General features: G+C 59.9%; 22 protein-coding genes and 6 pseudogenes. 25 read left to right on the top strand and 3 right to left on the bottom strand.

Annotated features, from left to right (window positions below; genetic code table 11):
* The first annotated feature begins 71 nt into the window (after positions 1-71).
* The 19 genes and pseudogenes from NKJ26_RS22750 to NKJ26_RS22660 all read left to right on the top strand — a co-directional run bounded on the left by NKJ26_RS22750 (position 72) and on the right by NKJ26_RS22660 (position 19,618).
* The gene (locus NKJ26_RS22750; protein WP_352688265.1) at positions 72-398 is read left to right on the top strand and encodes a helix-turn-helix domain-containing protein; all 327 of its coding nucleotides are present in this window, start codon (positions 72-74) and stop codon (positions 396-398) included.
* Positions 373-1,629: a type II toxin-antitoxin system HipA family toxin gene (locus tag NKJ26_RS22745; protein ID WP_352697266.1), complete on the top strand. Its 1,257-nt coding sequence runs from the start codon at positions 373-375 to the stop codon at positions 1,627-1,629. Before NKJ26_RS22750 ends, NKJ26_RS22745 begins: the two co-directional genes overlap by 26 nt.
* 480 nt (positions 1,630-2,109) lie before the next feature.
* Positions 2,110-3,003: a nitrogenase iron protein gene (gene nifH, locus NKJ26_RS22740; RefSeq protein WP_023763052.1), complete on the top strand. Its 894-nt coding sequence runs from the start codon at positions 2,110-2,112 to the stop codon at positions 3,001-3,003.
* Positions 3,004-3,101: 98 nt separating this feature from the next.
* Positions 3,102-4,604, top strand: coding sequence for a nitrogenase molybdenum-iron protein alpha chain (gene nifD, locus NKJ26_RS22735; protein WP_352697264.1), 1,503 nt, complete (start codon positions 3,102-3,104; stop codon positions 4,602-4,604).
* 125 nt (positions 4,605-4,729) lie between these two features.
* Positions 4,730-6,271 carry a nitrogenase molybdenum-iron protein subunit beta gene (gene nifK, locus NKJ26_RS22730; RefSeq protein ID WP_352697262.1) on the top strand — a complete coding sequence of 514 codons (1,542 nt, stop codon included), beginning with the start codon at positions 4,730-4,732 and terminating at the stop codon, positions 6,269-6,271.
* A 56-nt stretch (positions 6,272-6,327) separates the two neighbouring features.
* On the top strand, positions 6,328-7,818 hold the full coding sequence (nifE, locus tag NKJ26_RS22725; RefSeq protein WP_352697260.1) for a nitrogenase iron-molybdenum cofactor biosynthesis protein NifE: 1,491 nt from the start codon (positions 6,328-6,330) through the stop codon (positions 7,816-7,818).
* Between the two features lie 9 nt (positions 7,819-7,827).
* Entirely contained in the window at positions 7,828-9,210 is a 1,383-nt protein-coding gene (nifN, locus tag NKJ26_RS22720; protein WP_352697258.1) for a nitrogenase iron-molybdenum cofactor biosynthesis protein NifN, read from the top strand.
* The gene (nifX, locus tag NKJ26_RS22715; protein WP_352697328.1) at positions 9,176-9,673 is read left to right on the top strand and encodes a nitrogen fixation protein NifX; all 498 of its coding nucleotides are present in this window, start codon (positions 9,176-9,178) and stop codon (positions 9,671-9,673) included. The genes nifN and nifX overlap by 35 nt, the downstream gene beginning before the upstream one ends.
* Before the next feature lie 16 nt (positions 9,674-9,689).
* A complete protein-coding gene (locus NKJ26_RS22710; RefSeq protein ID WP_352631456.1) occupies positions 9,690-10,169 on the top strand; it encodes a NifX-associated nitrogen fixation protein in 480 nt (159 codons plus the stop codon).
* A gap of 27 nt (positions 10,170-10,196) precedes the next feature.
* Positions 10,197-10,982: a winged helix-turn-helix transcriptional regulator gene (locus NKJ26_RS22705; protein WP_352697256.1), complete on the top strand. Its 786-nt coding sequence runs from the start codon at positions 10,197-10,199 to the stop codon at positions 10,980-10,982.
* A 102-nt stretch (positions 10,983-11,084) separates the two neighbouring features.
* Complete coding sequence (locus NKJ26_RS22700; protein WP_352697254.1) at positions 11,085-11,972, top strand: universal stress protein; 888 nt, start codon at positions 11,085-11,087, stop codon at positions 11,970-11,972.
* Between the two features lie 1,304 nt (positions 11,973-13,276).
* Complete coding sequence (locus NKJ26_RS22695) at positions 13,277-14,446, top strand: TlpA disulfide reductase family protein (protein ID WP_352697326.1); 1,170 nt, start codon at positions 13,277-13,279, stop codon at positions 14,444-14,446.
* Between the two features lie 341 nt (positions 14,447-14,787).
* The gene (locus NKJ26_RS22690; RefSeq protein ID WP_352697252.1) at positions 14,788-15,249 is read left to right on the top strand and encodes a DUF269 domain-containing protein; all 462 of its coding nucleotides are present in this window, start codon (positions 14,788-14,790) and stop codon (positions 15,247-15,249) included.
* Positions 15,250-15,274: 25 nt separating this feature from the next.
* Positions 15,275-15,478 (top strand): CCE_0567 family metalloprotein, encoded by a 204-nt coding sequence (locus NKJ26_RS22685; protein ID WP_352697250.1) that lies wholly within the window; start codon positions 15,275-15,277, stop codon positions 15,476-15,478.
* Complete coding sequence (gene fdxB, locus NKJ26_RS22680) at positions 15,475-15,792, top strand: ferredoxin III, nif-specific (RefSeq protein ID WP_352697249.1); 318 nt, start codon at positions 15,475-15,477, stop codon at positions 15,790-15,792. Before NKJ26_RS22685 ends, fdxB begins: the two co-directional genes overlap by 4 nt.
* A gap of 29 nt (positions 15,793-15,821) precedes the next feature.
* Positions 15,822-16,145, top strand: coding sequence for an exopolysaccharide production repressor protein (locus tag NKJ26_RS22675; protein WP_352697247.1), 324 nt, complete (start codon positions 15,822-15,824; stop codon positions 16,143-16,145).
* Positions 16,146-16,490: 345 nt separating this feature from the next.
* Positions 16,491-16,847 carry a DUF1403 family protein gene (locus tag NKJ26_RS22670; protein ID WP_352697245.1) on the top strand — a complete coding sequence of 119 codons (357 nt, stop codon included), beginning with the start codon at positions 16,491-16,493 and terminating at the stop codon, positions 16,845-16,847.
* On the top strand, positions 16,801-17,553 hold the full coding sequence (locus tag NKJ26_RS22665; RefSeq protein ID WP_352697243.1) for a DUF1403 family protein: 753 nt from the start codon (positions 16,801-16,803) through the stop codon (positions 17,551-17,553). The genes NKJ26_RS22670 and NKJ26_RS22665 overlap by 47 nt, the downstream gene beginning before the upstream one ends.
* Positions 17,550-19,618: pseudogene (locus NKJ26_RS22660) on the top strand (recombinase family protein). The gene NKJ26_RS22665 and the pseudogene NKJ26_RS22660 overlap by 4 nt, the downstream one beginning before the upstream one ends.
* 30 nt (positions 19,619-19,648) lie before the next feature.
* On the opposite strand, the pseudogene tnpC reads toward NKJ26_RS22660, so the two are convergent.
* Positions 19,649-20,252 (bottom strand): annotated as a pseudogene (tnpC, locus tag NKJ26_RS22655) (IS66 family transposase); the annotation flags it as partial.
* Between the two features lie 281 nt (positions 20,253-20,533).
* Here tnpC and NKJ26_RS22650 point away from each other — a divergent pair.
* The 5 genes and pseudogenes from NKJ26_RS22650 to NKJ26_RS22630 all read left to right on the top strand — a co-directional run.
* On the top strand, positions 20,534-21,310 hold the full coding sequence (locus NKJ26_RS22650; RefSeq protein WP_352697241.1) for an SDR family oxidoreductase: 777 nt from the start codon (positions 20,534-20,536) through the stop codon (positions 21,308-21,310).
* 118 nt (positions 21,311-21,428) lie between these two features.
* Positions 21,429-22,235, top strand: a complete 807-nt coding sequence (locus tag NKJ26_RS22645; protein WP_352697240.1) for an SDR family NAD(P)-dependent oxidoreductase — start codon at positions 21,429-21,431, stop codon at positions 22,233-22,235.
* 45 nt (positions 22,236-22,280) lie between these two features.
* A complete protein-coding gene (locus NKJ26_RS22640; RefSeq protein ID WP_352697238.1) occupies positions 22,281-23,303 on the top strand; it encodes a hydroxymethylglutaryl-CoA lyase-like TIM-barrel protein in 1,023 nt (340 codons plus the stop codon).
* Positions 23,304-23,650: 347 nt separating this feature from the next.
* The gene (locus NKJ26_RS22635) at positions 23,651-25,528 is read left to right on the top strand and encodes an HAD-IA family hydrolase (RefSeq protein ID WP_352697236.1); all 1,878 of its coding nucleotides are present in this window, start codon (positions 23,651-23,653) and stop codon (positions 25,526-25,528) included.
* 185 nt (positions 25,529-25,713) lie between these two features.
* Positions 25,714-25,933: pseudogene (locus tag NKJ26_RS22630) on the top strand (ATP-binding protein); the annotation flags it as partial.
* 285 nt (positions 25,934-26,218) lie between these two features.
* Here the strand turns inward: NKJ26_RS22630 and NKJ26_RS22625 are convergent.
* A pseudogene (locus NKJ26_RS22625) lies at positions 26,219-26,308 on the bottom strand (ATP-binding protein); the annotation flags it as partial.
* On the opposite strand from NKJ26_RS22625, the pseudogene NKJ26_RS22620 reads away from it, so the two are divergent.
* Positions 26,305-26,400: pseudogene (locus tag NKJ26_RS22620) on the top strand (ATP-binding protein); the annotation flags it as partial. The pseudogenes NKJ26_RS22625 and NKJ26_RS22620 overlap by 4 nt on opposite strands.
* A 170-nt stretch (positions 26,401-26,570) precedes the next feature.
* On the opposite strand, the pseudogene NKJ26_RS22615 reads toward NKJ26_RS22620, so the two are convergent.
* Positions 26,571-26,883 (bottom strand): annotated as a pseudogene (locus tag NKJ26_RS22615) (hypothetical protein); the annotation flags it as partial.

Genomic DNA, 26,883 nt, shown 5'->3' with positions numbered 1-26,883 from the left:
CGTTGACTCGATCGCTGGATAAGATACCCTCCCATATCATCTAGCATTGAAATGGATCGTTGACGTATCATATGGACTCTCAATCGGAAATTCTACGGGAAATCGGTGGGCTTTTCAGGCAGGCGAGGCTGGCCGCTGCGATGACGCAAGAGCAGGTCGCTGATTTGGCGGGTATATCCCGTCCCCGATATCGGGACATCGAAAAGGGAGCCGCAGCCGCGCGTGCGACGACGCTCATGAATATCGCTCGCGCGCTCGGTCTGGAAATGATGCTGGTTCCGCAAGTCATGGTGCCGGCTGTCCAGGCACTATTGCGTCCGCATGATGATGACGATCGACCCGCCTTTGTTTCTCAACCTGACGATGACGATCATGCCTCCAGTCTTTCGCGCACCTAAGACGATCCCGTCGCTGGACGTGCTCTTGAACGCAGTGAAGATCGGCACAATCGTCAGGACGCCGGGCGATTTCAATGCATTCAACTTCGATGAGGCCTACCGCGCGACGGGCGGCTTTCCGGTTCTCAGCCTGTCGTTCCGGGCAGCGACGGGAGGATTGCGGAAAGATCCGAAGCCTCTGGCAAGCGCCTTGCCCGCTTTCTTCGCGAACCTCCTGCCGGAGGAGAAATTGCGCGAGGCGATGCAAAGGCACCACGAAGGCAATGTGCGGCCAGGCAATGATTTCGACCTTTTAGCGGCGCTGGGCGCCGATCTGCCGGGAGCCGTACGGGCGTTGCCCAGTGACGGCGCGATAGCGGTTTCACAGGATGCTTCAAAGGATCAGCCCAAGGCACGGTTCTCGCTTGCCGGCGTGCAGATGAAGCTGTCGGTCATGAAGAACATTGGAAAAGGCGGCGGCCTTACCTTGCCGATGGACGACGAGCAGGGCCGGTACATTGCCAAGTTCCCTTCGACGGCCTTTCAGAGCGTTTCCGAGAACGAATTCGCTAACCTGGCGCTGGCAGCAGCAATCGGCATGGACGTTCCTGAATGCGAACTGGTCGAGAAGTCCGATTTTGAGGGCGTTCCCGAAGAATTCAACACGCTGTCTGACGGCAAGGTCCTTCTCGTCAAACGCTTCGATCGCGGCGCCGGTGGCGAGAGGATACACATCGAGGATTTCGCTCAGGTCTTCGGTGTATACCCCTCGCGCAAATATGAGGGGGCTGCTTATCACGACATAGCCTTGGCTCTTGGCGTGGCCGTCTCGCCTACGGCGGCTCTCGAGTTCGTCCGCCGCCTGGCACTGACCGTCATCACCGGCAATGGCGACATGCACCTGAAGAACTGGTCTTTGATCTATCCCAGAAACGGCGACAAGCCGGCGCTTTCACCAATCTACGACCTCCTGTCCACCGTGCCATATATTCCCGCCGACGCCATGGCGCTGTCGCTTGGAGGAGAGCGCTCGTTCAAGGCGCTAGCAGCACCGCGATGGAAAGCATTTGCGAACCGTGCACGGCTTCCGGAGCCAGCAGTCCTGAAGGCAGTGGTCGAGACGGTCAAACTCGTCAACGAGTACTGGTGGCATCTGCCTGAGCGCGACGTTGTCGCAGCGAAAGTGCTCGAGCGGATCGACGGACATGTGAAGGCGATGACGCCGATACTGAACTCCTGCGCCGAGAAGTAAACCGAGTCCCCTCGAATTGCTGATATAGCGGGACCATCCGCCTGTCGCACCGGATGAGTGGCCGCGGACCGATGGTATGCCAGCGTCGCGCGCAGGATTCTACGCAGTCTCGACGAGGACACGCGAGACGAAGCACGTCAGCTCGCTGGCACAGAAAGTTTTCGCAGCTTCCCGCAAGTAGGTTGAGATGCTGTTCGTCCACTTCAACATAACGACGCGGTGCAAACGAATTCGGTGACTGAGGATCGCGATCCGACGCTTTGTGTCGCCAATGTCGCGTCCGCTACACGGGCTGTTCCGACGATCCTTTCTTGCAACTCAAGCTAAACCCCTGAAAAGCAACCATGAAATTATTCTTCGGTTGGATCAGCCAAATTGGCATGAGTCTTGAGATCCTTAGGTGCGAGGCGGCTAGAGCTGCCCGACCGGCATTCAAGTCGCGGCAGCCGCGATGAATGGGAACGAAGGAAGGAAAGCTACATGTCAGGTTTGCGTCAGATCGCCTTTTACGGCAAGGGCGGCATCGGCAAGTCCACCACCTCCCAAAATACGCTCGCCGCCCTGGTCGACCTCGGGCAGAGAATCCTCATCGTCGGCTGCGACCCCAAAGCCGACTCCACCCGCCTGATCCTGAACGCGAAGGCGCAGGATACGGTCCTGCATCTCGCGGCAGAGGAAGGTTCGGTGGAAGACCTGGAACTCGCGGACGTGCTCAAGGTCGGCTACAAAGGCATCAAATGCGTGGAGTCGGGCGGACCCGAGCCAGGTGTCGGCTGCGCCGGCCGCGGCGTGATCACCTCGATCAACTTCCTCGAGGAGAACGGCGCCTACGACGATGTCGACTATGTCTCCTACGACGTGCTCGGGGATGTGGTGTGTGGCGGTTTCGCGATGCCGATCCGCGAGAACAAGGCCCAGGAAATCTATATCGTCATGTCCGGCGAGATGATGGCGCTCTATGCCGCCAATAACATCGCCAAGGGCATCCTGAAATACGCCCATTCGGGCGGCGTGCGGCTCGGTGGCCTGATCTGCAACGAGCGCCAAACCGACCGCGAGCTCGACCTCGCCGAAGCGCTGGCTTCCAGGCTCAATTCCAAGCTTATCCACTTCGTGCCGCGCGACAACATCGTCCAGCACGCCGAGCTCAGGAAGATGTCTGTGATCCAGTATGCGCCGGACTCGAAGCAGGCCGGGGAATACAGAGCGCTGGCCGAGAAGATTCACGGGAATTCGGGCCAGGGCACCATCCCGACCCCGATCACCATGGAGGAGCTCGAGGACATGCTGCTCGACTTCGGCATCATGAAGACCGACGAGCAGATGCTTGCCGAGCTTCAGGTCAAGGAAGCGGCCAAGACTGCCGCACAGTAGCGACTGCTGCCGACATGAGGCGCCGCCTGACCTGGTGCGCCTTTCAAAGAACGGCGCCTCGTCGGTGAGGCGTCACCCTGAACCTTGAAAGGGGTCCCATGAGCCTGGAATACGAGAATGACGGTGGCCTCCATGCGAGGCTTATCGAGGAAGTGCTGTCGCAATATCCTGACAAGTCGGCGAAGCGCCGCAAAAAGCACCTCAGCGTCGCAAAGAGCGGCGACGAGGCCGGCGAGGAAAGCGAGGTCCTTTCCGAATGCGAGGTCAAATCGAACATCAAGTCCATCCCCGGCGTGATGACGATTCGCGGCTGCGCGTATGCCGGCTCGAAAGGCGTGGTGTGGGGTCCAGTCAAGGATATGGTCCATATCTCCCACGGCCCGGTCGGCTGCGGACAATATTCCTGGTCGCAACGCCGAAACTACTACGTCGGCACGACCGGCATCGACACATTCGTCACGATGCAGTTCACCTCCGATTTCCAGGAGAAGGACATTGTTTTCGGCGGCGACAAGAAGCTGGAACGGATCATCGACGAGATCGAGGAACTGTTTCCGCTGAACAAGGGCATGACTGTGCAATCCGAATGCCCGATCGGGCTGATTGGCGACGACACCGAAGCTGTGTCCCGCAACAAGGCCAAGGAGCACGAGAAGACAATCGTGCCGGTGCGCTGCGAGGGCTTCCGCGGCGTCTCGCAATCCCTCGGCCACCACATCGCCAACGACGCGATCCGCGACTGGGTGTTCGAGAAGAAGGACATCGAGTTCGAGGCCGGCCCGTACGATGTCAACGTGGTCGGCGACTACAATATCGGCGGCGACGCTTGGGCTTCGCGCATCCTGCTTAAGGAGATGGGCCTGCGCGTGGTCGGCAACTGGTCGGGCGACGCTACGCTGGCCGAAATAGAGCGGGCGCCAAAGGCGAAGCTAAATCTCATCCATTGCTATAGGTCGATGAACTACATCTGCCGGCACATGGAGGAAAAGTATGGCATCGCCTGGATGGAATACAATTTCTTCGGCCCCTCCCAGACCGAAGCCTCTCTGCGCAAGATAGCCAAGCACTTCGGGCCGGAAATCGAGGCCAAGGCCGAGGTGGTCATCGCCAAATACCGGCCGTTGGTCGATGCCGTAATCGCCAAGTACCGGCCGCGCCTCGAAGGCAGGACGGTGATGCTCTATGTCGGCGGGCTGCGCCCCCGTCACGTCGTCACGGCATATGAGGACCTGGGCATGGTGATCGTCGGCACTGGCTACGAATTTGGCCATAACGACGACTATCAGCGCACCGGCCACTACGTGAAGAAGGGCACCCTGATCTATGACGACGTGACTGGTTACGAGCTGGAGAAGTTCATCGAAGGGATCCGTCCTGATCTCGTGGGCTCCGGCATCAAAGAAAAGTACCCGGTCCAGAAGATGGGCATACCGTTCCGTCAAATGCATTCCTGGGATTATTCCGGCCCGTATCACGGCTACGACGGCTTCGCCATCTTCGCCCGCGACATGGATCTGGCCATCAACAACCCGGTCTGGAACCTCTACGACGCCCCCTGGAAGAAAAAAGCCGAGCCGTCGGCGGCGATCGCAGCCGAATGAAGCCCTGGCCTCCCGGAAGCCGGGAGGCCGTGAATGCCTGTGGCCCTTCGTCCGCGGGAGACCTGAAACGTTTCGACGTCCCTGTGCCGCCGTATGGCGGGCCAGATGGAAAGAGGTAACCACCCATGCCGCAGTCGGCTGAAAAAGTTCTCGACCACGCGCCCCTGTTCCGCGAGCCGGAATACAGGCAGATGCTCGCCGAGAAGAGGCTGAATTTCGAATGTCCGCACCCGGACCAGATCGTTACCGACCAAGGCGAATTCACCAAGACGTGGGAATACCGCGAAAAGAACCTTGCTCGCGAAGCGCTTGTCGTGAACCCCGCCAAGGCCTGCCAGCCGCTCGGCGCGGTGTTCGCGGCCGCAGGCTTCGAGCGAACCATGTCCTTCGTCCACGGCAGCCAGGGCTGCGTGGCCTATTACCGCTCGCACCTGTCGCGCCATTTCAAGGAGCCTGCTTCGGCGGTTTCCTCCTCGATGACCGAGGACGCGGCAGTGTTCGGCGGCTTGAAGAACCTGGTCGATGGGCTCGCCAACACGTACCAACTCTACGACCCGAAGATGATTGCCGTCTCGACCACTTGTATGGCGGAGGTCATTGGCGATGACCTGCACAGCTTCATAGAGAACGCCAAGGACGAAGGCTCGGTCCCGCGCGACTTCGACGTCCCATTCGCCCATACGCCGGCCTTTGTCGGCAGCCATGTCGACGGCTATGACGTTGCGGTCAAGGGGATTTTGGAGCATTTCTGGAAAGGCGAGGAGCGAACGGAAGCCGAGGGGACCATCAACGTCATTCCGGGCTTCGACGGATTCTGTGTTGGCAACAACCGGGAACTCAAGCGCCTGCTCGACCTGATAGGCGTGTCCTATACCTTGGTCCAAGACGCCTCTGACCAGTTCGACACGCCGTCGGACGGCGAATACCGCATGTATGACGGCGGCACGAAGATCGAAGACGTGAGGAAGGCACTCAACGCCGAGGCTACATTTTCGCTACAGCATTACAACACCCGAAAAACACTCGAGTATTGCCAGGGGGTAGGGCAGGCGACGGCCTCGTTCCATTACCCGCTCGGCGTCCAGGCGACCGACGACTTCCTGATGGAGGTCTCCGCGATTTCCGGCAAGCAAATCCCCGAGGCAATCCGCCTGGAGCGCGGCCGACTTGTTGACGCCATGGCGGACAGCCAATCCTGGCTGCACGGCAAGAAATACGCCATCTACGGCGATCCAGACTTTGTCTACGGCATGGCCCGCTTCATCATGGAAACGGGCGGCGAGCCGACCCATTGCCTCGCCACCAACGGCACCTCGGCGTGGGAAGCCGAGTTGAAGGAGCTGCTTGCATCATCGCCCTTCGGCAAGGGTGCTCAAGTCTGGGCGGGCAAGGACCTCTGGGCGTTGCGCTCGCTGCTCTTCACCGAGCCGGTGGACCTGCTGATCGGCAACTCCTATGGCAAGTATCTGGAGCGCGACACGGGCACGCCGCTGATCCGGCTGACGTTTCCGATCTTCGATCGCCACCATCACCATCGGTTTGCGCTGATGGGCTACCAAGGCGGGCTGCGCGTACTGACGACGATCCTGGACAAGATCTTCGACAAGCTCGATCGCGAGACAAGCGAGACGGGCGTGACGGACTATTCGTATGACCTCACCCGCTAAGCTTGACGGTCGGCTTTGGCCGATCGTCTTCCCGAGGGACTTTGGAGACCGACGCAATGTCCTTGCTCAGAGCCAAAATCCAGGATGTCTTCAACGAGCCTGGCTGCGAAAAGAACCGCGGCAAAGATGCCAAGGCGCGCAAGGAGGGCTGTTCGAAGCCACTGACCCCCGGGGCGGCGGCCGGCGGCTGTGCCTTCGATGGCGCCAAGATCGTGCTGCAGCCGATCACCGACGTTGCGCATTTGATCCATGCGCCGCTCGCCTGCGAGGGCAATTCCTGGGACAACCGCGGTGCGGCTTCGTCCGGGCCAACCCTGTGGCGCACAAGCTTCACGACCGACCTCACCGAACTCGACGTGGTGATGGGGCAGGGCGAGCGCAAGCTTTTCAAAGCGATCCGCGAGATCAAGGAAGCGTATGGGCCGCCGGCGATCTTCGTCTATCCGACCTGCGTGACGGCGCTGATCGGCGACGACATCGAGGCTGTCTGCAAGCGCGCGGCGGAAAAGTTCGGCTTGGCCGTTGTGCCGGTCAATGCGCCGGGCTTCGTCGGCTCCAAGAATCTCGGCAACAAGCTTGCCGGCGAGGCGTTGCTCGAGCATGTCATCGGCACGGTCGAGCCCGACGATGCCGGCCCTTACGACATCAACATTCTTGGCGAATTCAACCTCTCGGGCGAGTTCTGGCTGGTGAAGCCGCTGCTGGATCGGCTCGGGATCCGGGTGCGCGCCTGCATTCCGGGTGACGCGCGTTACTTCGACATTGCCTGCGCGCACCGCGCCCGGGCGGCCATGGTGGTGTGCTCGACCGCGCTCATCAATCTCGCCCGCAAGATGGAGCAGCGCTGGGGCATCCCGTTTTTCGAGGGCTCCTTCTACGGCATCAGCGCCACGTCTGAAGCGCTCCGACAGATATCTCAGCTGCTCGTGAAGCAGGGTGCCAATCCGGAGATCCTCGGCCGCACCGAGGTATTGATTGCCGAGGAAGAGGCGATCGCTTGGAAGAAGCTCGCGGCCTACCGGCCGAGGCTCGCAGGCAAGCGCGTGCTGCTCAACACTGGCGGCGTGAAGTCCTGGTCGGTCGTCCATGCGCTGATGGACATCGGGATCGAGATCGTCGGCACCTCTGTCAAGAAGTCGACCGTCGAAGACAAGGAGCGCATCAAGCAGATCCTCAAGGACGACAACCACATGTTCGAGCAGATGGCAGCGCGCGAGCTTTACGCCATGCTCTCCGAACACAAGGCCGATATCCTGCTATCAGGCGGGCGCACGCAATTCGTCGCGCTGAAGGCCAAGACACCCTGGCTGGATATCAACCAGGAGCGCCAACACCCTTACGCCGGCTATGACGGCATGGTGGAACTCGTACGCCAGATCGACCTGGCCATTCACAACCCGATCTGGGGGCAGGTGCGGGAGCCGGCACCATGGGATTGCCAGCCTGCGGTGAGGGAGGAACGGCCGCGCACGAAAAGCGAGACCGCGACTTTGCATGTTGTCCAGGAATTCGTCGGCACGACGGCCGATGATTTCGGCGAGTGTTGAGGAAAGCAGATGGTCCGCATCCTTCCCCAGACCAAGGCGGCGGCGGTCAATCCGCTGAAGTCATCGCAGCCGCTGGGTGCCGCCTTGGCCTTTCTTGGCGTCGACGGCGCGATGCCGTTGTTCCACGGCAGCCAGGGGTGCACCAGCTTCGCGCTCGTGCTCTTCGTGCGACATTTCAAGGAAGCCATTCCGTTGCAGACAACCGCGATGGACGAGGTGGCGACGATCCTCGGCGGGGCGGACCATCTGGAAGAGGCGATCCTCAACCTCAAGGCCCGCACAAAGCCAACACTGATCGGGGTCTGCACGACGGCGCTGGTGGAAACCCGGGGCGAAGACTGTGCAGGGGATGTCGCCAATATCAGGCTGAAGCGCATGGAAGAACTCGCAGGTACGGAGGTGGTTCTGGCCAACACACCGGATTTCGACGGCGCGATCGAAGAGGGGTGGGCTAAAGCTGTTACCGCGATGATCGAAGGAATTACACGGCCCGGCGAGCAGGCGCGGCAATCGAAGAAGATCGTGATCCTGCCCGGCTGGAACCTCACTGTGGCTGACATCGAGCATTTGCGTGAGATGATTGAAAGCTTTGGACTGAGGCCCGTGATTCTGCCGGACGTCTCCGGCTCGCTCGACGGTACGGTGCCCGACCGCTGGGTCACGACCACCTATGGCGGCACCAGCGTCGAGGATATCCGCGAGCTTGGCACGGCCGAGCAATGCATCGTGATCGGTGAGCATATGCGCCGCCCGGCCGAGCTGCTGCATAGGTTGACCGGCGTGCCTTACGTGCTGTTCCGGTCGCTGACTGGATTGAGGGACGCCGACCTGTTCGTCTCGCTGCTATGCGCGATTTCGGGCGCGGCGGCGCCGGCTGGGGTGCGCCGTCGCCGGGCGCAGTTGCAGGACGCGTTGCTCGACGGACATTTCCACTTTGGAGGCAAGAAAATTGCGATCGCTGCTGAACCAGACCAACTCTACCAACTCGCGAGCTTCTTCATCGGCATGGGCTCCGAAATCGCGGCGGCGGTCACAACGGCCGCTATGTCGAAAATTCTGGAGGAAGTACCGGCGCAGGCGGTTCAAATTGGGGACCTCGGCGATTTGGAAGCCCTTGGCGCCGGCGCCGATCTTCTCGTCACTCATTGCCACGGCCGCCAGGCGGCGCAGCGCCTCGGCATTCCGCTCATGCGGGTCGGCTTCCCGATCTTCGACCGGCTCGGGGCCCAGCACAAGCTCACAATCCTCTACCGGGGGACCCGCGACCTGATCTTCGACGTTGCCAACATTTTTGAAGCCAACCGGCACGCGCCGACGCCTGAGGCGCTTGACCCACTCCGTAAGAGAGAAATCCCAGATGAGCTCCGTTCGTCGCCTCTCGCTCGTCACTGACGAGGTTCGCGCACCGACGCCGAAACGGCAAGCCGGCGCATTGCGCGTAGCGATCGCCACCCAGGACATGAAGAACCTCAACGCCCATTTCGGTTCGGCCAGGTGCTTTGTTGTCTACGACGTGGGACGCGAGGAGTGGAATCTCATCGAAGCCGTAGCCTTCGATGACGTTTCCGACGAGAGCGGGAAGCACCGAACTGAGGGCGATGACCGCATCACGCCGAAGGTGGAGGCGCTGAAGGGCTGTCATCTCCTGTTTTGTCTGGCGATCGGCGGACCTTCGGCAGCCAAACTTGTTTCAGCAAAAATTCATCCGATCAAAGTGCCGCAGCCCGAAACTATTCAAGAGGTGCTGTTGCGCACGCAGATGATGCTCAGGACGTGTCCTCCCCCCTGGCTGCGCAAAGTGCTGGCACAGGCAGGTGTCGGCAAACAGAAACCGTCCTTCGAAGACGAGCAGTGAAACGAGGAGCGGCGAAATGTCAGACGCTGTGGTTAGCCCTGCTGTCGCGGAAGACGAGGCGGCCCTTGCCACCCCGTTCGTCAAATGCCTCGTGCGGCTGGTCCGAGCTCATGATTCCCACGGGTCTTGGGAAGGCAAATCGGACGCCGAGCTGCTGGGCGACTTCATTATCACCAGGCAACAGCGCCGTGCAATTCCAATCATCGGCGATCCCGATCCGGACGTGCTGTGGAGGCTCGATAAGTTCTACACCGCCGTCGGGCTTGCGATTGAGGAACGCTCCGGCCTGATGGCATCGCCGATGATGGAGATGAGCCACGAGGGCTTCGGGCGCGTGCTTTTCACGGCCGGGCGACTGGTCGTTCTGTCCAAGACCCTGCGCGACGTCCATCGGTTCGGCTTCGAGACGTTCTGGAAACTCGCCGCGGCCGGTACCCAACTGGCCGGCGATGCCACCGCAGCCATTGAGGCTTATCCCGAGGTGGCGCGGGCGTGATGGAACCGATTTTCGATCGAGGGGATCATGTCAGGTCTTGAGGACATGCGATGGCTAGCCCTCTCAATCGAGGCGGTCGAGGCCGATGTGGTTCTTGGGGTAGCGCTGATGAAGCCAGTGGTACTGATCTGTTCGCAAGATGCGGAGTTGTATCTGTTCCTCAGCCACATTCTGGGGGTGGACGGCTTCACGAGTGAGCCGGCAGGCGGCGTGAAGGAAGCACTTGCATTGGCCGATCAACGGGAACTCCAGGCGGTAGTCCTGGACTGCGGGCCAGCAAGCGCGGCAGGCTCCACAATCTGCGCCCGGTTCAAGGGGGAGCCCCGGACCGGCCGCCTGCCCGTCATTGCGTTGATCGCGCCCGGCGCTGAGAACCAGCACCTCGATCTTTTGAAGGCAGGTGTTGACGAGAGCTTTGTGCGGCCCTTCGCGCCGGCCAAGCTGCTTGACTGTCTACGCACGAAGCTGGCGCTGCCACAGCCGGGTTCAAACGGGATAAAAAACGGCAGCTGGCTCTCTTGCGGGAGCCTTGAGATGAAGCTCGATGCTCACCGGGTTCAAGGTAATGGCCACGACATCCATCTCGGACCTCTCGAATTCAACCTGCTGCGGCAATTTCTTGAGGCTCCCGGCAAGGTCTTCAGCCGAGACGAGCTGATCGACGCGGCCTGGCCGGACAATATCCATGTCGGTGAACGCACTGTCGACGTCCATATCAGCCGGATAAGAAAGGCGCTGAAGGCGGCCTCGCCAGGTAGCGTCATTCGTACCGTCAGGTCTGCCGGCTACTCGCTCGAGAAGCCGGACGACTGAATCGCGAACGGATGGTGTGCCACTCTCCATCTTCGTTGGAAGGCAAGTCTTGCGGCTTCGAAACGCGCTACGGGCGCGACATACTCAGGGGGAAGCAGTCAGATGGCCTTCAAAAGCCTACTCAGTGTAGCGGGAACTGACCACTCCGATCGCGACGTCAGAACAGCTGCAAGCTTGTGCGCCGAGGTCGGCGCACATTTGTCCGTTCTGATTATGTCGCCTCCGCCTCTCGTTATGTCGCCTCCGCTGCTGGGTGATGGCATCCCCGAATGGCCTAGACAACGCGCCCACGCCATTGCCGCACTGGAAAAGCGGTACAGGCAAATCGAGAGATTTTCACAGGACACGGCCAGTTGGGAAAAAACATCCAAGGGAATTCACAAACTGCTGAGAGCCACGTGGCGGTGCTATGATGTCGATATTGCCAACTGCGATCAGGCCAGCATCGGTGACGCGGTGCGACAGCGGGCGATATGCACCGACCTGACAATCGTCGGCCCCGCACTTCTCAACGATGTTAACATCGGTCCCCTTGTTATCAACGGCAGCCTGTTCGACACCGGAAAGCCGGTTCTTGTCGTGCCAGAGGGCGCTGAGGCGACTCTGTCTCCACGGCGCGTCCTGGTCGGCTGGGATTCGCGAGTCGAGGCGTCCCGTTCGGTTCGGGAAGCGCTGGATCTGCTATCCGGTGCTGAGGAAGTTCGTGTCGCACTCGTCGATCCGGAGGCGACCTGCACCGGAAACGGCGCCGAGCCGGGAGCCGACATCGCTGCCTATCTCACTCGGCACGGTGCTCGGGTTTCGGTCGATCGGCTGGCGAGCCGCGGCAAACCGGTGGCCACGGTGCTAGCGCAGCACGCAATCGACACGTCTGCCGACGTGATCGTCATGGGCGCTTATGGCAGCCGCCGGCTGCGCGAGCGGCTCTTCGGTGGCGTGACAAGATGGATAGTTGGCAAGCCGCCATTGCCGCTGTTTTTGGCTCGCTGACTGGTTCCGCAGTAGCACCGATGCTGTTCCAAGCTCTACTCCCCTTGGTCACCCTGATGCGAAGTCGGAGAAAGGTCGCCGGAAACGAGCAAGTTTCGCGAAGCTCATAAGCAACTTGCAAGCGCCGGCGCGAAGAACATTGCCGGACGCCTCTAACGCGCTCGGTGTCTGCTCGCCGAGACAAGGTAACGCGCAGACAAACGGCCGGGCTGAGGCCCAGGCGTCCTCAATGCGCTCAAAACACCAATACTCGAGCCGGCGTCAGGTCGAGAAAGAGAGTCGTTTCAGCGCGGCAGGCCGCGTTCGGACCGTAGCCTCATCGTATTGGCGTTATCACGATTTCCCTCACCACTGGCCGGGAACGGAACACGCAACAACCGTGCAGCGGCCAAGGCACCGGCCGACGGTCGCGCTCTTGCCGGCCCTCGGCGCGAACGGTGGCATCAATCACGTGTCATCGCCTGGGATGGTAGCCGGGTCAGCGGCGAGGGCGGCCGCATCTTCGGCGTTTTCAGTCTGCCCGGCCCACCGCGTGGCGACCGAGTGGCCTTGAGGCCGGTCAATTCCCACAACGCTCACATTCGCACCAGGCGGTCCCTATAGGGCCTGTGCACAGGGACATAGAACAACAAAAGTAGGAATCCGGGAGAGTCACCGGCCCGGCACGCCGGCACTCATCCTGGCCTCTTCGCCACGATCATCATCTGGCGATGACGGTACTCGCGACCCGCAGCCGGACATGACGGGCGTCGTCGTGAAGAACTCCTGCGTCGCCACCAGGAATTCAAGCGCAAAGCGGAAGAGGTAGGGCAGAGGCGATGCTCGGATGGAGCGGCGCCTGCAATCGCAATGGCGTTGCGCTACCACCTGAGCGACCGAAACGGCAAGAAGCTAAAGCAAGGCTTGCGGCGGGACGATGATGACGAGGCTGGCGGTAGCCAACGGTCATGCATCTGTTCGTCCCTATGTCGAGACGTCCGTAACCACGCTTCTGTGCCGACGGGAAGCGGGTGATGCGTGTCCAAGACCTGACAGTGGCAGAAAACATGTCGCGACTAATACAACCGCCTATCTCGGCGCCCCCGGAAGCTTTTTTAGTATTATCAAGCGTTTACCGCACGCTGAGCGCGTTGGCACGGCCTTTGCGAATTCAGATTCAGCAAAACTGAGTGAAGGCCGACTGCACGCAGATGCGCAAGACGAGCGATGGTCTCTCTTCGCTTAACCCTCGTGCCCCGTCTCAAAGAGGGAACAAGCTTGCGCATAAGGTCACGCAACCTTTGGCAACAGCTTTGGAGGGCAAGATGATGTTGCGGATGGGGTCTCCGGCTCCTTCGATCAAAGTGGAGGACTGGCTGCGTGGCGAGCCCCTTGCGGACTTCCAGCCCGGCAAAGTCTATATCGTCGAATTTTGGGCAACTTGGTGCGAACTATGTGCGGCGGAGATGCTCGAGCTGATGCGGCTACAGGAGAAATACAAGGACAGCGGACTTGAGGTCGTCGGGATCGCGGCTGATGAAGACGCTCCAACGGCCGTCGAGGCCCGGACCAAGTTGGACGCGTGGTTGGCCGAAAAGTGCCCGGATCTGAATCATCGGATTGCGTTCGACTTCACAGGCGAAATGAAGAAACTTTGGAGGGAACCCAGCTTTTGCGTCGGGGTTCCGACCTCGTTCGTAGTCGACCGAGACGGCTGCATCGCCTTTATCGGTCATCCGAGCCAACTCGGTGAGGTTTTGCCGAAAGTGCTCAACGGCAGCTGGCGTACCAGCAAGAAGGCGAAAGCCGCCGATCATGAGCGGATCGCCACAAGCGAACCCCTGGCGCGCGAACAAGCGTTGAAGAAGCCGATCGATGACAGGTTCTGGGCGGCGGTGAAGTTGGAAGATTGGAAGACGGCGCTCTGGGCGATCGAAGAGGGCATTGCCTTGATGCCGGACGACCTCAATTTCCGCCTGGCTCATGCACATCTGTTGCTTCACAAAATTCAAGACATGTGGACCGGTTTGCCCGTGATGCGCGAATTGGTTCGCGACGCGATCGACAAAAATTCCGAGGATTGGATGGTTTCCGCGCTAGACCAACTTTTCCATCCGGCCAATGACCATTCGCGCCTTCCTTCTGCTGAGCGCTTTGCGATGGGCAAGGAGCTGTCCGAACACATCCTGGCGCTGAATCCCCCGCAAGGCGACAGTCCTAAGTTCCGGTCCTATCCCGCGGTCGCCCGATACTATCATAAGAACGGCAACAATGATCGCGCGATCGAGTTGGTCGAACTGGCACTGACGTCGCTAGACGGTCCGGACCCTATCCCGGCCGAAGTGAAAGAGCAGCATCTGCCGGATTTGCTGCAGGCCCTCGCCAAGTACAGGGGTGCGAAGGCGTGTTGCGGCGCTCTCTTTGCCGCTGCGCAAAACAGTTTCCCGAAGGTGCCAAAGCGCGGTCGGCCAAGAAAGAAAGATAAAAAAGGGTGATTGGTCGAAATTGCTTACTGGCCAATTCGTCCATTTCCCTCGCGTGACCGCAGCAAGGAGGGTCCATGCAGCACTTGGTCGATCGTTTGCAGCAGGACCGAGGCTCGAATCTTCATGGCCTCCGGCCGCATTGCGGCGGAAGTGATGTTCGACGCGAATTCGCGTGGAAGACTTCGCAGCCGAGGACGTGTTCAAGGTCGGCCAAAGGGACGTCAATTGCGTGGAATCAGCCGCGCCGCGCCGGGCGTCGGCTGTGCAAGTGTGCCCGAAGTAGGCGTGCCAGAAAACAGACATCGCGCTTCGAGGAAGAGGACCGAAATGAGGAGAAGGCGAAATGTCTGATGCTGGTCAGCCGGGCTATCAACGCGGACGAGGCGGCCCTTGCCGTGCCTTTTGTCAGATGCCTCGTGCGGGTAATCCGTGCTCAAGACTCCTATCGCTCGTGGGAAAGGCAAATCGGACGCCGAACTGCTGGGCGACTTCATCATCACCAGAAAACAGCGCCGTGCGATCCCATCATCGGCGATCCCGATCCGGACGTGCTGTGGAGGCTCGATATGTTCTACACGGCCGTCGGGCTTGCGATCGAGGAGCGCTCCGGCCTGATGACATCGCCAATGATGGAGATGAAAGCCATGGGGGCTTCGGACGATTGCTTTTCACGGCCGGGCGGTTGGTCGCTCTGTCGAGACATCCACCGGTTCGGCTTCGAGACGTTCAGGAAGCTCGCGGAGGCCGGTACGAAACTGGTCGACGATGCGACTGCAGCCATTGAAGCCTATCCCGACGAGGCACGGGCGTGAAGAAACCGATTTCGAGGAAGGATCTATGTCAAAGCTAGATGAGATGGGGAAGAAAGTCCGAAAGCTTCAGCTGCGCGCGGCAGTTGCCAAGATGAAATTGCGCGACCTTGCAGAGGATCTCCCGGGAAAATGGGCGGAGATAGAGGACGTTGCCAAGGAAACGTCCGCCGTTTTTGCCGAGTTGGATGGTGCCAGGAGAGAGCTCGGTGCAATGAAGAAGTTACGATGAGGAGCACATTCACCACCCGCGACGGCTCCGGATGGATGCCGGAATATCTCACCGCTATAGACGGCACGACCTGCATCGGCTGCGGCCGCTGTTTCAAAGTCTGCTCGCGCGAGGTCATGCATCTTTACGGCGTTGATGACGCGGGTGAAATCCTCGGCGTCTGCGACGGCGAAGACGACGATTTCGACGGCGAGCTCAATCGCATGATCATGGTCGTCGACCATGCCGGCCGCTGCATTGGCTGCGGAGCCTGCGGCCGCGTCTGCCCGAAGAACTGCCAGACCCATGTTGCGGCCGACCAGGTCGCAGCATGATCTGAGGAGACAAAACCAGGAGAACGGCGGTGCCCTTTAGAATCTTTTTTCGCGTCCTGGGGCTGGTGCTGTGCGGCACGGCTCTGATTGTCTACTTCGCTTCTCATTCCATCCGCACAGGAGTCGTCGCGACGCTGGCTTGTTCGCTGCTCCTTCAGCTGGCGTATTTCGCAAGCGTGCTCTTTCTGATCTGGCGGTCTGGCTGCGTTAGCCGAGCTGGTCAAAGGGCTGAGCGTTTCGACAGTTGCAAGGAAGTTGGATCCGAGCCGCCAGACCTTGATGAGGTGACAAATGAATCCGCAGATTTGCTCCAACGCGATCAAATGCGAGCCATATCGCTGCTGCTGCCTTGAGTGCCGTGACAAGGTCAGAGCTGACGTGCTCCCCGTCTTTGGGTCGCCCCGGGCCGGGACTTCTGGGGGTAATGGCTCAGGCCGGCACGGCCGCCGATGAGCTTTTCATGAGCGATATGGCGATTGCTGCTATGGGGTCGGACTGTTGTAGTCCACGTGCGATAAGGCAAGCTTACCGGACATGAAATGACGTCGACAGGCGCGGCGGTTTCTTTGCGAATGGATTGTAAAAAGCGCCGCTGTGATTCATCATCATAGACGATGATTCTGCGCCCGAAACCCGCTCCACGCCACCATGGCCCGCTCCTCGGCGCTATCGCTGCCACCCCGGCAGCGCCGGTGCCGATGTGGCTGCGCCGAGCCATCCCGGACGCGCAAAGCCTTGCGGGACAAGACGGCGAGGATGTAGCGCTCGCCACCGGCGCTGCACTCGGCGCACTCGACGCGGTGATCCGCCGGCAGGAGCGATGGGCCGGCGCCTGGCGGCAGCGGCTGGCGCTGGCCGCGGCGGCGGTGACCGCACGGCAGGCGGGACGCGTCGAGGATGAAGCGGCCCTGCGCGACGCCGTGCTGCTCACACGACCGGGCGATTCTTTGTCGGTCGGCCCCGCCGGCAGGATGCTTGTGGCCCGGGCGCAAGCTGGTGAGCACCCCTGTGGAGAAGCTGCTGACCGAGGCGAGCATCGGCGCGGTGCTGGATGACCTCGGTCTCGCTCGTGACGACGAGAGCGTGAGCGCCCTAATGGATGATCTTCGCCAGATCGCCACCAGTGACGGGACAGTGGGAATGATGACCCGCGCCATCGCGAGCGCCGAGCTATACGGCTTCGGGCGCGTCTTTGGATCCTGGCTCGCCGACGCCCTGCTGGCGCAGCGGCTGGGCTGGGTCCATCCGGTGCCGCTGCTGGGCACTGAGGCAGCCCTGGGCATGAGTTCGACTCGGCCGCGCAGAGCGGCGACCGTTGTTGCTGCAACCGGGATCGATGTGGGATCCGAGCGGGTGAAGGGTCTGCTCGCCGCACACGCGCACGCCGCATTGCGCGCCATCGACCTTTCCGCCGAGCTCGAGCGCCGGGCGGAGTGGATGCTGGATCGGGCGTTTTGCGCCGACATGGAGATGGGCGAACCGCGCGTTGCGGTGATTGGGCTTGTAGAGCTTCATAGACTGCTTACCGAGCGCGGTTTCAGGCAGACTTCGAGGGATGGACTCACGGCCATCCAGGAGGCGCGCCATGAAGGCTTTACCACTACCCCCGACATTACCAGTGCTGACCCAGCAGCTGAGCATGCCGTTCGATACGCCGCAGATGCGAGGCCTGAGCGACGGGGAACGAAGCGTCGTTGTCGCCAGGCTGGCGACCCTCCTGATGGCCGCGGCCGGCGTCGCGACGAAGGAGACGAGCGATGACGGGCAATAATCTCCTTCCAGCCACGGTGCTGAAGCGCAAAGCTGTGGTCTACGTTCGACAGTCGACCCCGGGTCAGTGTCCAGAACAACCTGGAGAGCCAGCGGCGACAATATGAACTTGTCGATGTCGCGCGACGCTGGGGTTTCCGTGATGTCAATGTGATCGACGATGACCTTGGTCGTACCGCCAGCGGTGCTGTAGACCGCCCTGGTTTCGAACGACTGGTGAGCGGCCTGTGCACGGGCAAAATTGGCGCAGTGCTCTGCCTCGACGCATCGCGTCTTTCTCGCAATGGCCGGGATTGGCACCATCTCCTGGAACTGTGCGGCCTGGTTGAAGCGCGCGTCATAGATCTCGACGGAGTGTACGATCCTTGTCGGCCTAACGATCGATTGTTGTTGGGCATGAAGGGCAGTATCAGCGAGTTTGAGCTCGGCATTTTGCGAACGCGCATGCTTGACGCGGCTCGCGCCAAAGCGCGGCGGGGGGAGCTGCGTCTCAGTGTCCCGATCGGTTATATCTGGCACCGCGACTATGGGCTGGGGCTTGATCCCGATTTGCGGGTACAAGAGGCGATCCGCCTCATCTTTTCGCGCTTCCGCGAGCTTGGCAGCGCCCGCCAGGTGCTGATTTCGCTGACGGCTGATAATTTCCATTTTCCTCGCCCTTCTGACGGGCGCAAAACGGTGTCCTTCGACTGGGTGCCGGTTCGCTATCGAAGCGTTATTTCGATCCTGAAGAACCCCTTCTACGCTGGGGTCTATGTCTATGGTAAAAGCGAGAAGCGAACCGAGATTGTCGATGGCAGGGCGCGTAAAAGCTACGGCCACGGCAAACCCTTTGGAACGTGGGACGTGCTGCTCCAGGATCATCACGAAGGCTATATCGATTGGAGTGAGTTTGAGAGGAACCAGCCACATCGCTGTCAATGCCTTCGGCCATAAAGGCGGCATCAAGTCTGGTCGTGGCGGCCGCGCGTTGCTCGCGGGCCTGCTCACCTGCGGCCGATGCGGAAGGCGGTTGGGCGTTGTCTACTCGGGGCGGCCTCCCGGGCATCCCTATTACCGCTGCGAACGTATCAATCAGATGCTGGCCAAGCCACGATGCATGACTTTTGGCGCATCTCGCATCGACCCTGCTATCGGCAAAGAGATATTGAGGGCCGTGACGCCGATGGCGATCGAGGCCGCAATGGAAGCTGATCGGGCGCATCGGGATAATCTGGAAGAACGACACCGCATGGTGGAGTTGGACTTGCAGCAAGCCCGATACGAGGCCTCTCTCGCTGAACGTCGCTATGCTGCTTGCGACCCTGACAACCGGCTGATCGCTGCCCAACTGGAGAAGAGCTGGGAGGCAGCGCTCAGGCGCGTGGAAGCCTGTGAAGCTGGTTTGGCCCAAGCGCGACAAATCGATCTTGTCACCCCAGTCCCCGAATTTGCTGGCATTGCCACCGATCTGGAGGCCGCCTGGCGCGCACCTAACGTCGACATGCGATGTCGTCAGCAACTCCTTCGTGCTCTCGTGACTGATATCATTGCTGACATCGATGAAGAGCAGCGTGAAGTCATTTTGACGATCCACTGGAAAGGCGGCCAGCACTCCCTGCTGCGCATTCGCAAACCCAAAGCTGGCGAACATGGCCAGAGTACTCCGGAGGCCGCCCTTGCCGTCATGCGGTCTATGGCGACCCGGTGGTCCGACACAGACATTGCCGCCACTCTCAACCGGATGGGAATGCAGACCGGGCAAGGCAAAACCTGGACTGGGCGCCGTGTCGGGGCACTGCGCACGGTCCATAAAATCCACGGCTACCGATCCGCCGAAAAGAATGGCGAGTGGCTCACATTGACCGAAGCCGCCAAAAAGCTTGGGGTTACTGCCCATCGGGTCCGTCGATTGATCAAGGAGGGCGTGCTCCCTACCGAGCAGGTGGTACCCGATGCACCGCACCAAATACGAGCTGCGGACCTGGAAAAGGATCAAGTGACCCAGTTTCCGCGTCACAGAGGCCCGTGTCGCATCAAAATGGAAAACCAAAAGTCCCTGTTTCCGGACGTTTGAAGAAGAGGTGCAGTATGAATCGGTGGTTGCGATCGGACGTAGTGCCCGCTCGGCGGCATTGTTGTCGATCGCAACGCGGCCGTCCTCGAGGAACAGGCAGAGCGAGGACCATCGGCTCAAACCGTAGCGGAAAGCAGGCGCCAGATCGCCTTTGCCCGGAATGCGCGTGAGTTGAGCTTCAGCCCAGTGGCGGAATGCATCGACCTTAGGCTTGCTCTGCTTTTGACGCGCAGCAAGACGGATCTCAGGAGGCTGGCCGTTCATGCCTCGCTCGATGTCGAAGAGCGCGTCGATACGCCTGACCGGCGGCTTGGCGTTCTGGCCTCGCCGGGGATTGCGGGAGACGTCGACGAGCTCGAAGAACTTCCTGCGCGCATGCGCGAAGCAAAAGGCAGGCGTGACAGGGTTCTGCTTCTTCGTAGGGTCGAACAGCGGACTGAAGCCATTATAGCAGTCGGCCTGAAGGATGCCGCTGAACCCGGCCAGGTGCTTCTGGCGGATGCTCGCCTCGCCGGTCACGGGAGGCGTAAAAGACCGCGGCCGGCGGCGCAGGCCCGTTAAACGGTTGGTCGTCTCGCACGTACGTCCAGATGCGCCCGGTCGCACACTTGCCCTTCGCGAGGATCGGGATCGATTGGTGGCGATCGAGCGGCACGCCGCCCAGTGCGTCGTGAGGGCCGACATTGTACATGACTTAATTCGCCTGGGGGCAAAACTTGTTGCTTACCCAACGCTGTCTTCAGAACCGGAAGGCATATCGGCGTACATGCGACACAAATGGAGGGAATCCGACGTAAGAGCAAAACCGACATTTTTATCAGCAGGGCTATCCTGCTGTTTTGAGCGGATTTTTTCGCTTGGCACGGTACATGCTCGGCTGCCTGCAACGGAGCCAAGAAGCATTGTGATGTTAATTTGGGTGAGAAAATGGATTTAGGGCTTGACGGCAAGGTGGCAATGATCGCGGCTGCCTCCAGCGGCTTAGGTTTGGCCACAGCTGAGGAGTTAGCCAACGAAGGCTGTCGCCTGTCCATCTGTGGGCGGAATCCGGCGCGACTAGAAAGAGCGGAGGATCGGTTGCGCAGCACGGGCGCTGAAGTGCTGGCGCGCGCGACCGATGTTACTGACTGTGCGGATGCAGCAGCTTGGGTTGCCGAAACAGCAGAGCATTTTCGATGTATCGACATCTTGGTGACGAATTGCGGCGGCGTTTCTGCCGGGCCACCCTCGGCCATGACGCCTAAGGATTTCGACGATGCGTTTGACCGAGTGCTTTTACCTTCGATAAATCTTGTTACGGCTGCCTTGCCGTATCTGCGGCGCTCGCCGGCGGGGCGAATATTGATGCTCGCTTCCGAGGCTATTGTACGGACCCCCGCACATTTCGCGCTGTCGGGCGTCGCACGAGCAGGGCTGGTGCCCTACTGCCACACGCTCGTACAAGATTTGTCGGGCGAGAGCATCACCGTAAACGTGCTCGCTCCCGGAGCACACAGTACGGCGATTCATGAAGCCAATCGCCTCGGCGACCATGCCGAAGCCATTCGTGCGCTCGAGGATAGGACCCCAGCCCGACGCCTTGGCGACCCCTCGGAATTCGCAGCAGTTGCTGCATTCTTGGCAAGCGCGCGCGCCGCCTATGTCAGCGGCGCCCTGATCGTCATCGATGGTGGGCTGAGTGCAACCGTCTGAACAACTCGTCGCACTAGGAGCCGTCACATGAACGAAGTCAACGCAAACAGAACCGTCATCGATCTCGGCCGTTCAATCGCACATGCGTGTATTCATAGCTGGGAGTGGCTAATCAATTATGTCTGAGTCAACTCGTAATTCCATAATTGGCGCAGAACGATACCAAGAGATCTTCGGAATTGATGGCAAGGTAATCTGCATTTCAGGCTCGAGCCGCGGTCTAGGGAAGTCGCTCGCCACCTGCTTTGGACGATTGGGGGCGAAGGTAGTCCTTTCCTCGCACAATAATGAAGAGCTGGCCGGAGCAGAGGCCGAACTTGCGGGCCAAGGAATCAACGTGACGGCTATCCGCGCTGATGTGCGGTCGCACGACGATTGCAAGCTGCTGATCAGTGGCACGGTCGACCGGTTTGGCCAGATCGATGTGATGATCTGCAACGCAGGTATCGACGTCATTAAGCCAGCGCAGTCATATGAAGAGCCGGAATGGGACGAGGTCGTCGATACCAATCTGCGTGGCTACTATTATTGTGCGAAGTTTGCCGCCCAAGCAATGCTGGAGCAAGGCGGCGGCAGCATCATCATGACTTCTTCTATCGCCAGTTCGCTGGGCATACCGGGCCTAGCTGTCTACGCTGCGAGCAAGGGTGGCGTCAATCAACTGACGCGCACCATGGCGGTAGAATGGGCCAATAAGGGTATCCGGGTAAATGCGGTCGCTCCTGGATTCATCAACAACTTCATGGATGGGGTGCATCCTAATCTCGATACCCCTTATCAGCGCCGCGCAATGGAACTCACTCCAATGCGACGCCGCGGCGATCTGTCCGAGTACTTCGGACCTTACATTTTCCTCGCGAGCCCAGCTGCATCATTCGTAACAGGCGAGATTCTCTATGTCGATGGGGGTTACGCCGCGGGCTGATGCAGGATGCGTCGATGTTATGGCGGCATTTGAGAAGGCTGGGCAATGTTAAACACAATACCAGATGAAGTGAACTTTCTAGACTGCACCTTGCGCGACGGTGGCTACTACACAAATTGGGATTTCGCGCCGGAACTGGTGTCGGATTATGTCGCTACTATCAACACTCTCCCGGTGCGCATGGTCGAGTTGGGGCTCGCCGGAAAGCCTGAGAGCCAGGGATATTTCGCCAGTGTGACGAGCTCTAAGGCCGACCAGGTGGCTGCTGGCCTCCTGGTCAAGGCATGCGTGATGATCGATGCCAAGGATGTGCTTGCGAGCGAACTGCCTATACCCCTTGCCGTGACCCGCCTGACAGAAGGACTAGTGCCAGGACGTATCACGACCGTCCGCGTGGCGGCGCATTACAGCAACATGGCTGCCTGCGGGAACATTTGCGCTGAGTTGTCTAACAGGGGCTTCCGCGTATTTTTGAATCTCATGCAGATCGATGCAGCAGATGCCGCAGAAGTTGAGATGTGCCTGAAGGAGATAAAGCAGATCGACACCATCGACGTGCTATATATTGCCGATTCCTTTGGCTCTATGACGCCGACTCGCGTTCAGGAAATTATCGGCCGGTTTGCGGATCGAATCGAGCCTGACATTGGATTCCACGGCCATGACAACCGCGGATATGCAGTGGTCAATTCAGTTGCCGCCGCAGTGGCGGGTGCGGCCTGGATAGACTGCACCATGGCCGGCATGGGCCGCGGGGCAGGAAATACCGCTAGTGAGCAGCTCCTGCCGCTTCTCACTCGCCTCGAAACATCCAAGGAACGGGCACTCCTCGAGCACGTCTTGCGTCACTTCGATCCGCTTCGCAAACGGTATGGCTGGGGCAGCAGCGCGGCATATCAATTCGCGGGCTCAAACTTCATCCATCCGTCCTATGTTCAAAAGCTTTGTGAAGGCGGGGCTTTGTCTGACGCCGCCATTATCAGGCGCCTTTCGGAACTTCGCGCCGATGAACGGATGAGTTTTGCCGATGAAAAGCTGTCGGCGCTGATGGCGCAGGACATCGCCTGATCGCAGATATCCCTGTCGAGGTGCCTCTTTTTCCCAATTTGGAGGAAGCCATGACCCTGCCAAACGCGGTGGTGAAACCATCGGTCCTCCCGTCCGATCCGCGGTTTTCATCAGGCCCTTGCCGCAAACATCCCGGCTGGAGCGCGCATCCAACTATGCTGCGCTATGTTGGACGGAGTCACCGGAGCGCCGAGGGAGCAGAAAGGCTAGGAGAAGTAATCAGGCGCATGGCCTCTTTGCTAGAGCTGCCTGATAGCTGGCTCTGCGGAATCGTGCCCGGTTCAGGCACTGGGGCCTGCAGCATGGCCTTACAAAATCTGCTTGGCCCGTCTCCAGTCGAGACATTCTTGTCAGACAACTTCTCGCAGTATTGGGCAAATGAGATCGATACGTTAGGGCTTGCCCCTCAAAACCGGCACATTTGTGCTTTCGGAGATTTTCCGAGCACGAGCAAGATCGACCCCAATCACGACATCGTTCTGGTGCTAAACGGCACCAACAGCGGCGTCTGTCCGCCGGATCTTGACTGGATTCTTCCTGACCGTGCCGGGCTTGTGATCGCGGATGCCGTCTCGGCAGCTTATACGAGGCCCATCGACTACAAGCGGATCGATGTTCTGTGCTGGTCATGGCAGAAGGCGCTTGGCGGCGAAGGCGGCCATGGCATGATCGCGCTCTCGCCTCGGGCCCAGGCACGGCTGAAAGCTGGCGGACGTAAGCCAGTAGCCAGGCTCTTGAGACTGCACAACGCCGACGGCTCTGTGAACAAAGCGTTCTTTGGCGGCCGCACGATCTCGACCCCCAGCATGTTCGCCATCGAGGATATCCACTCTGCGCTCGATTGGGCCGAAGCGTGCGGTGGACTACCCGCGCTTCTGAAAAGGGTTGCCAATAATTATGCTGTGATGGACGGCTGGGTGAACTCTACTCCCTGGATCGATTGGACTTGCACCAATCCGGCAGCACGCTCCACCTGTTCAATTACTCTTCGGCTTGTGCGAGAGCAGCACGCTGCCGGCGAGAAAGAGGACGACGGCGAAATCGTTGCGGAGATGATCCGTCTACTCGAAGCCGAAGGCGCGGCTTTTGACATCTGGAGCTACGGTGACGCGCCGCCGGGATTTCGGATATGGGCGGGGCCTACGGTCGAGGCAGAAGACTTGGCGATCTTATGCGAGTGGCTGGCCTGGGCTTATAGCGAGACGTGCGAGGGCAGCATACCACCCGAAGAAGCGAGGGTCGTGGGTCACGGCTACTTTCCGACCTCTAAGGCGCGCGCGGTTCAGCCAAGGACGGAGTCGCCGCGTCCTCTAACCGCCGCCCTCGAAAGCCCACCTCCCCAGACACTGGCAGATTGCTATGACGCGATACTTTTCGACGCGACTGGGGTCCTGATCAGCGAAAATGAAACCCTGCCTGGCGCTGCTGAAATATTGGCCCGACTTAATATGTCCGGTCAGCCATACTACATCGTGACGAATATCAGCAGTGGATCGGAAGAAACGATATTTGCACGTCTCCGCAGCGCGGGACTTCCGATTCCGGCGGTCGACCGTATCGTATCCGCGGGAGGTGTTGCGCGACATCGCGTCCTCGAAGAGCTGGCAGCCGGGCGGATAGTTTCATATGTGGGCAGTGCATACGCTGCGCATGACATTTTCGGCGAGCATCCAAATCTTCATTGCGCTGACGCGGGCCAGACATTCGACACACTCGTGGTGCTCGATGACGAAGGTTTCGATTTTAAGCGGGCTGCCGATCATATCTTGTCGACCTTTCAACGCCGACTGATCGCGACGGGCGAGACGCCCCGTATGATAGCGGCAAATGCGGACATCATTTATCCTGGCAAGAACGGCTCGCTCGTCTTTGGACCTAGCATAATAGGGCCAATGCTTCAGGCAGGACTAGCGCCGTTCGGAGTTCCTCCAATCTCAGTAGAGTTTATGGGCAAGCCAGGAAGAGCGATTTTTGAAGAGTGCATCGCTCGGGCAGGTACCGACCGTCTTTTGATGGTCGGCGATCAGGTTGATACCGATATCAAGGGCGCAAAGGCTGCCGGGCTCGACGCACTTCTCGTAACCACTGGCCTCAACAGCTGCGGCGAGTTGCGTCAAGACGAGAACGGCGCTGCCGATTTCGTCGCAAAGAACCTCAATCAAATTTTCGACGGCAGTTTGTTTCCACACCTTCGGTCGGCGACGTATTCCAATACAACAGATTAGGTTTGGGCAGCTTAGAGCGAGAATCGCGGAGCGGATAAGGCGCATCTTGGCGGCAGCGGTTGTTCGCATGCGGGCCTCGCGTTGCGCAGGGCGTTCAGAGCGTGGCGGTGGAAGAAGTCATCGGTCTCGAAATACTGGACCTTTTTGCCAACCAGCATCGCGTTCTCGCCGGCGGCAATGAACGCCAGGGTGGCGTGCTGCAGGCGCAGGGCGCAAACCAACCCTTCCTCGAGACCTTCTCCCTGATCCTGCAGGACGAACTGGATCGTCGCCAATCCCGCCTTATCGAGCGGCGCGATATCAGCAATCCGGGCTCGATGAAAAACTGACGCTCGCCGAATTCGACTATTCGACTGGTCCTCCAATCCCAAATTGCCGCGCCAAACTTGCTTCCAGCTTCACACGTCAAGATAGGCACGAAGATGATCATTATCGCCGCGTGGAAGCGCCTGGCATCACTGTTGTCCCACTACATCCACCTGTGCTCCTTGCAAATCCCCGCGGGTCACTTCAAATTCCCCCGGGTAGGGTCAGTCAAACTCCCCCCTCCAATGGCCGGTAATCACTCCCCAACGCCGTGCGACGGCCGATGTGTGGGCGCCCGGCTGCGCACTTTCCGCAACGATCCGCCCCTTCTCCGCCGGCGCCCAGTCGCGCCGCCACCCGCAAGACAGGACAGAGGTGGATTTGTTAATTTGACTTTGTTTCCCGGGCAAGGGCTTCAGCGGCCTCTTTGAGGCGATAGCTGCGACCATCGAACTCAAGCAGATGGCAATGATGTCATCGTCACCTCCAATCGGGTCGTGCAGGACTGGGGGACATATCTGCGAGACAACACCATGAGCACGACGATACTCGATCGGCTGATGCATCAGCCGCAGCCTGCTTTGTGTCTGGCGGCGGCAGGCTGGACTAGTGAACCCAGACCTGACGGAGACGACAGCTCTCCAGTTGCTGATTACGATTGCCGACGTCGAGCGGCGGATTGAGCGCAGCGGCGGCGGTAAGACGGAAGCGCGGGGATCGCCCGTCCATGACAAGCTCAGAGCGCTTCGCCTGGCGGTGCGGAAATGTAGCAGGACGCATAGATGTAGCCGGTCGTGCGCTCTAGGCGATCCTCTATGCCGAGTTTGGCCATAGCCTTTAGGATCGCCTGCCGTTCCGTCGGCGAGAAGCGGCATTGTCGCTGTCTGAACCGTTCTACGAGCCTTGTTTCCAACGAGAAAGCCCGAAGGGCCGCCGCGATGTCGTCGTAACTGAAGCGGTGCGATGCGAAGGCTACGACCCACGGGCGTGACGTCGCCGACGCCTCATACACGCGTGCAAAGGTTGCGTCAGTGGCGTAACCCACACAG

This window comes from Mesorhizobium sp. M0152 (genome assembly GCF_040322415.1).
In the GTDB taxonomy this organism is placed as follows: domain Bacteria; phylum Pseudomonadota; class Alphaproteobacteria; order Rhizobiales; family Rhizobiaceae; genus Mesorhizobium.
The sequence above is the reverse complement of the archived record's forward strand: the minus strand, read 5'-3'. Positions and strand labels throughout refer to the sequence as shown.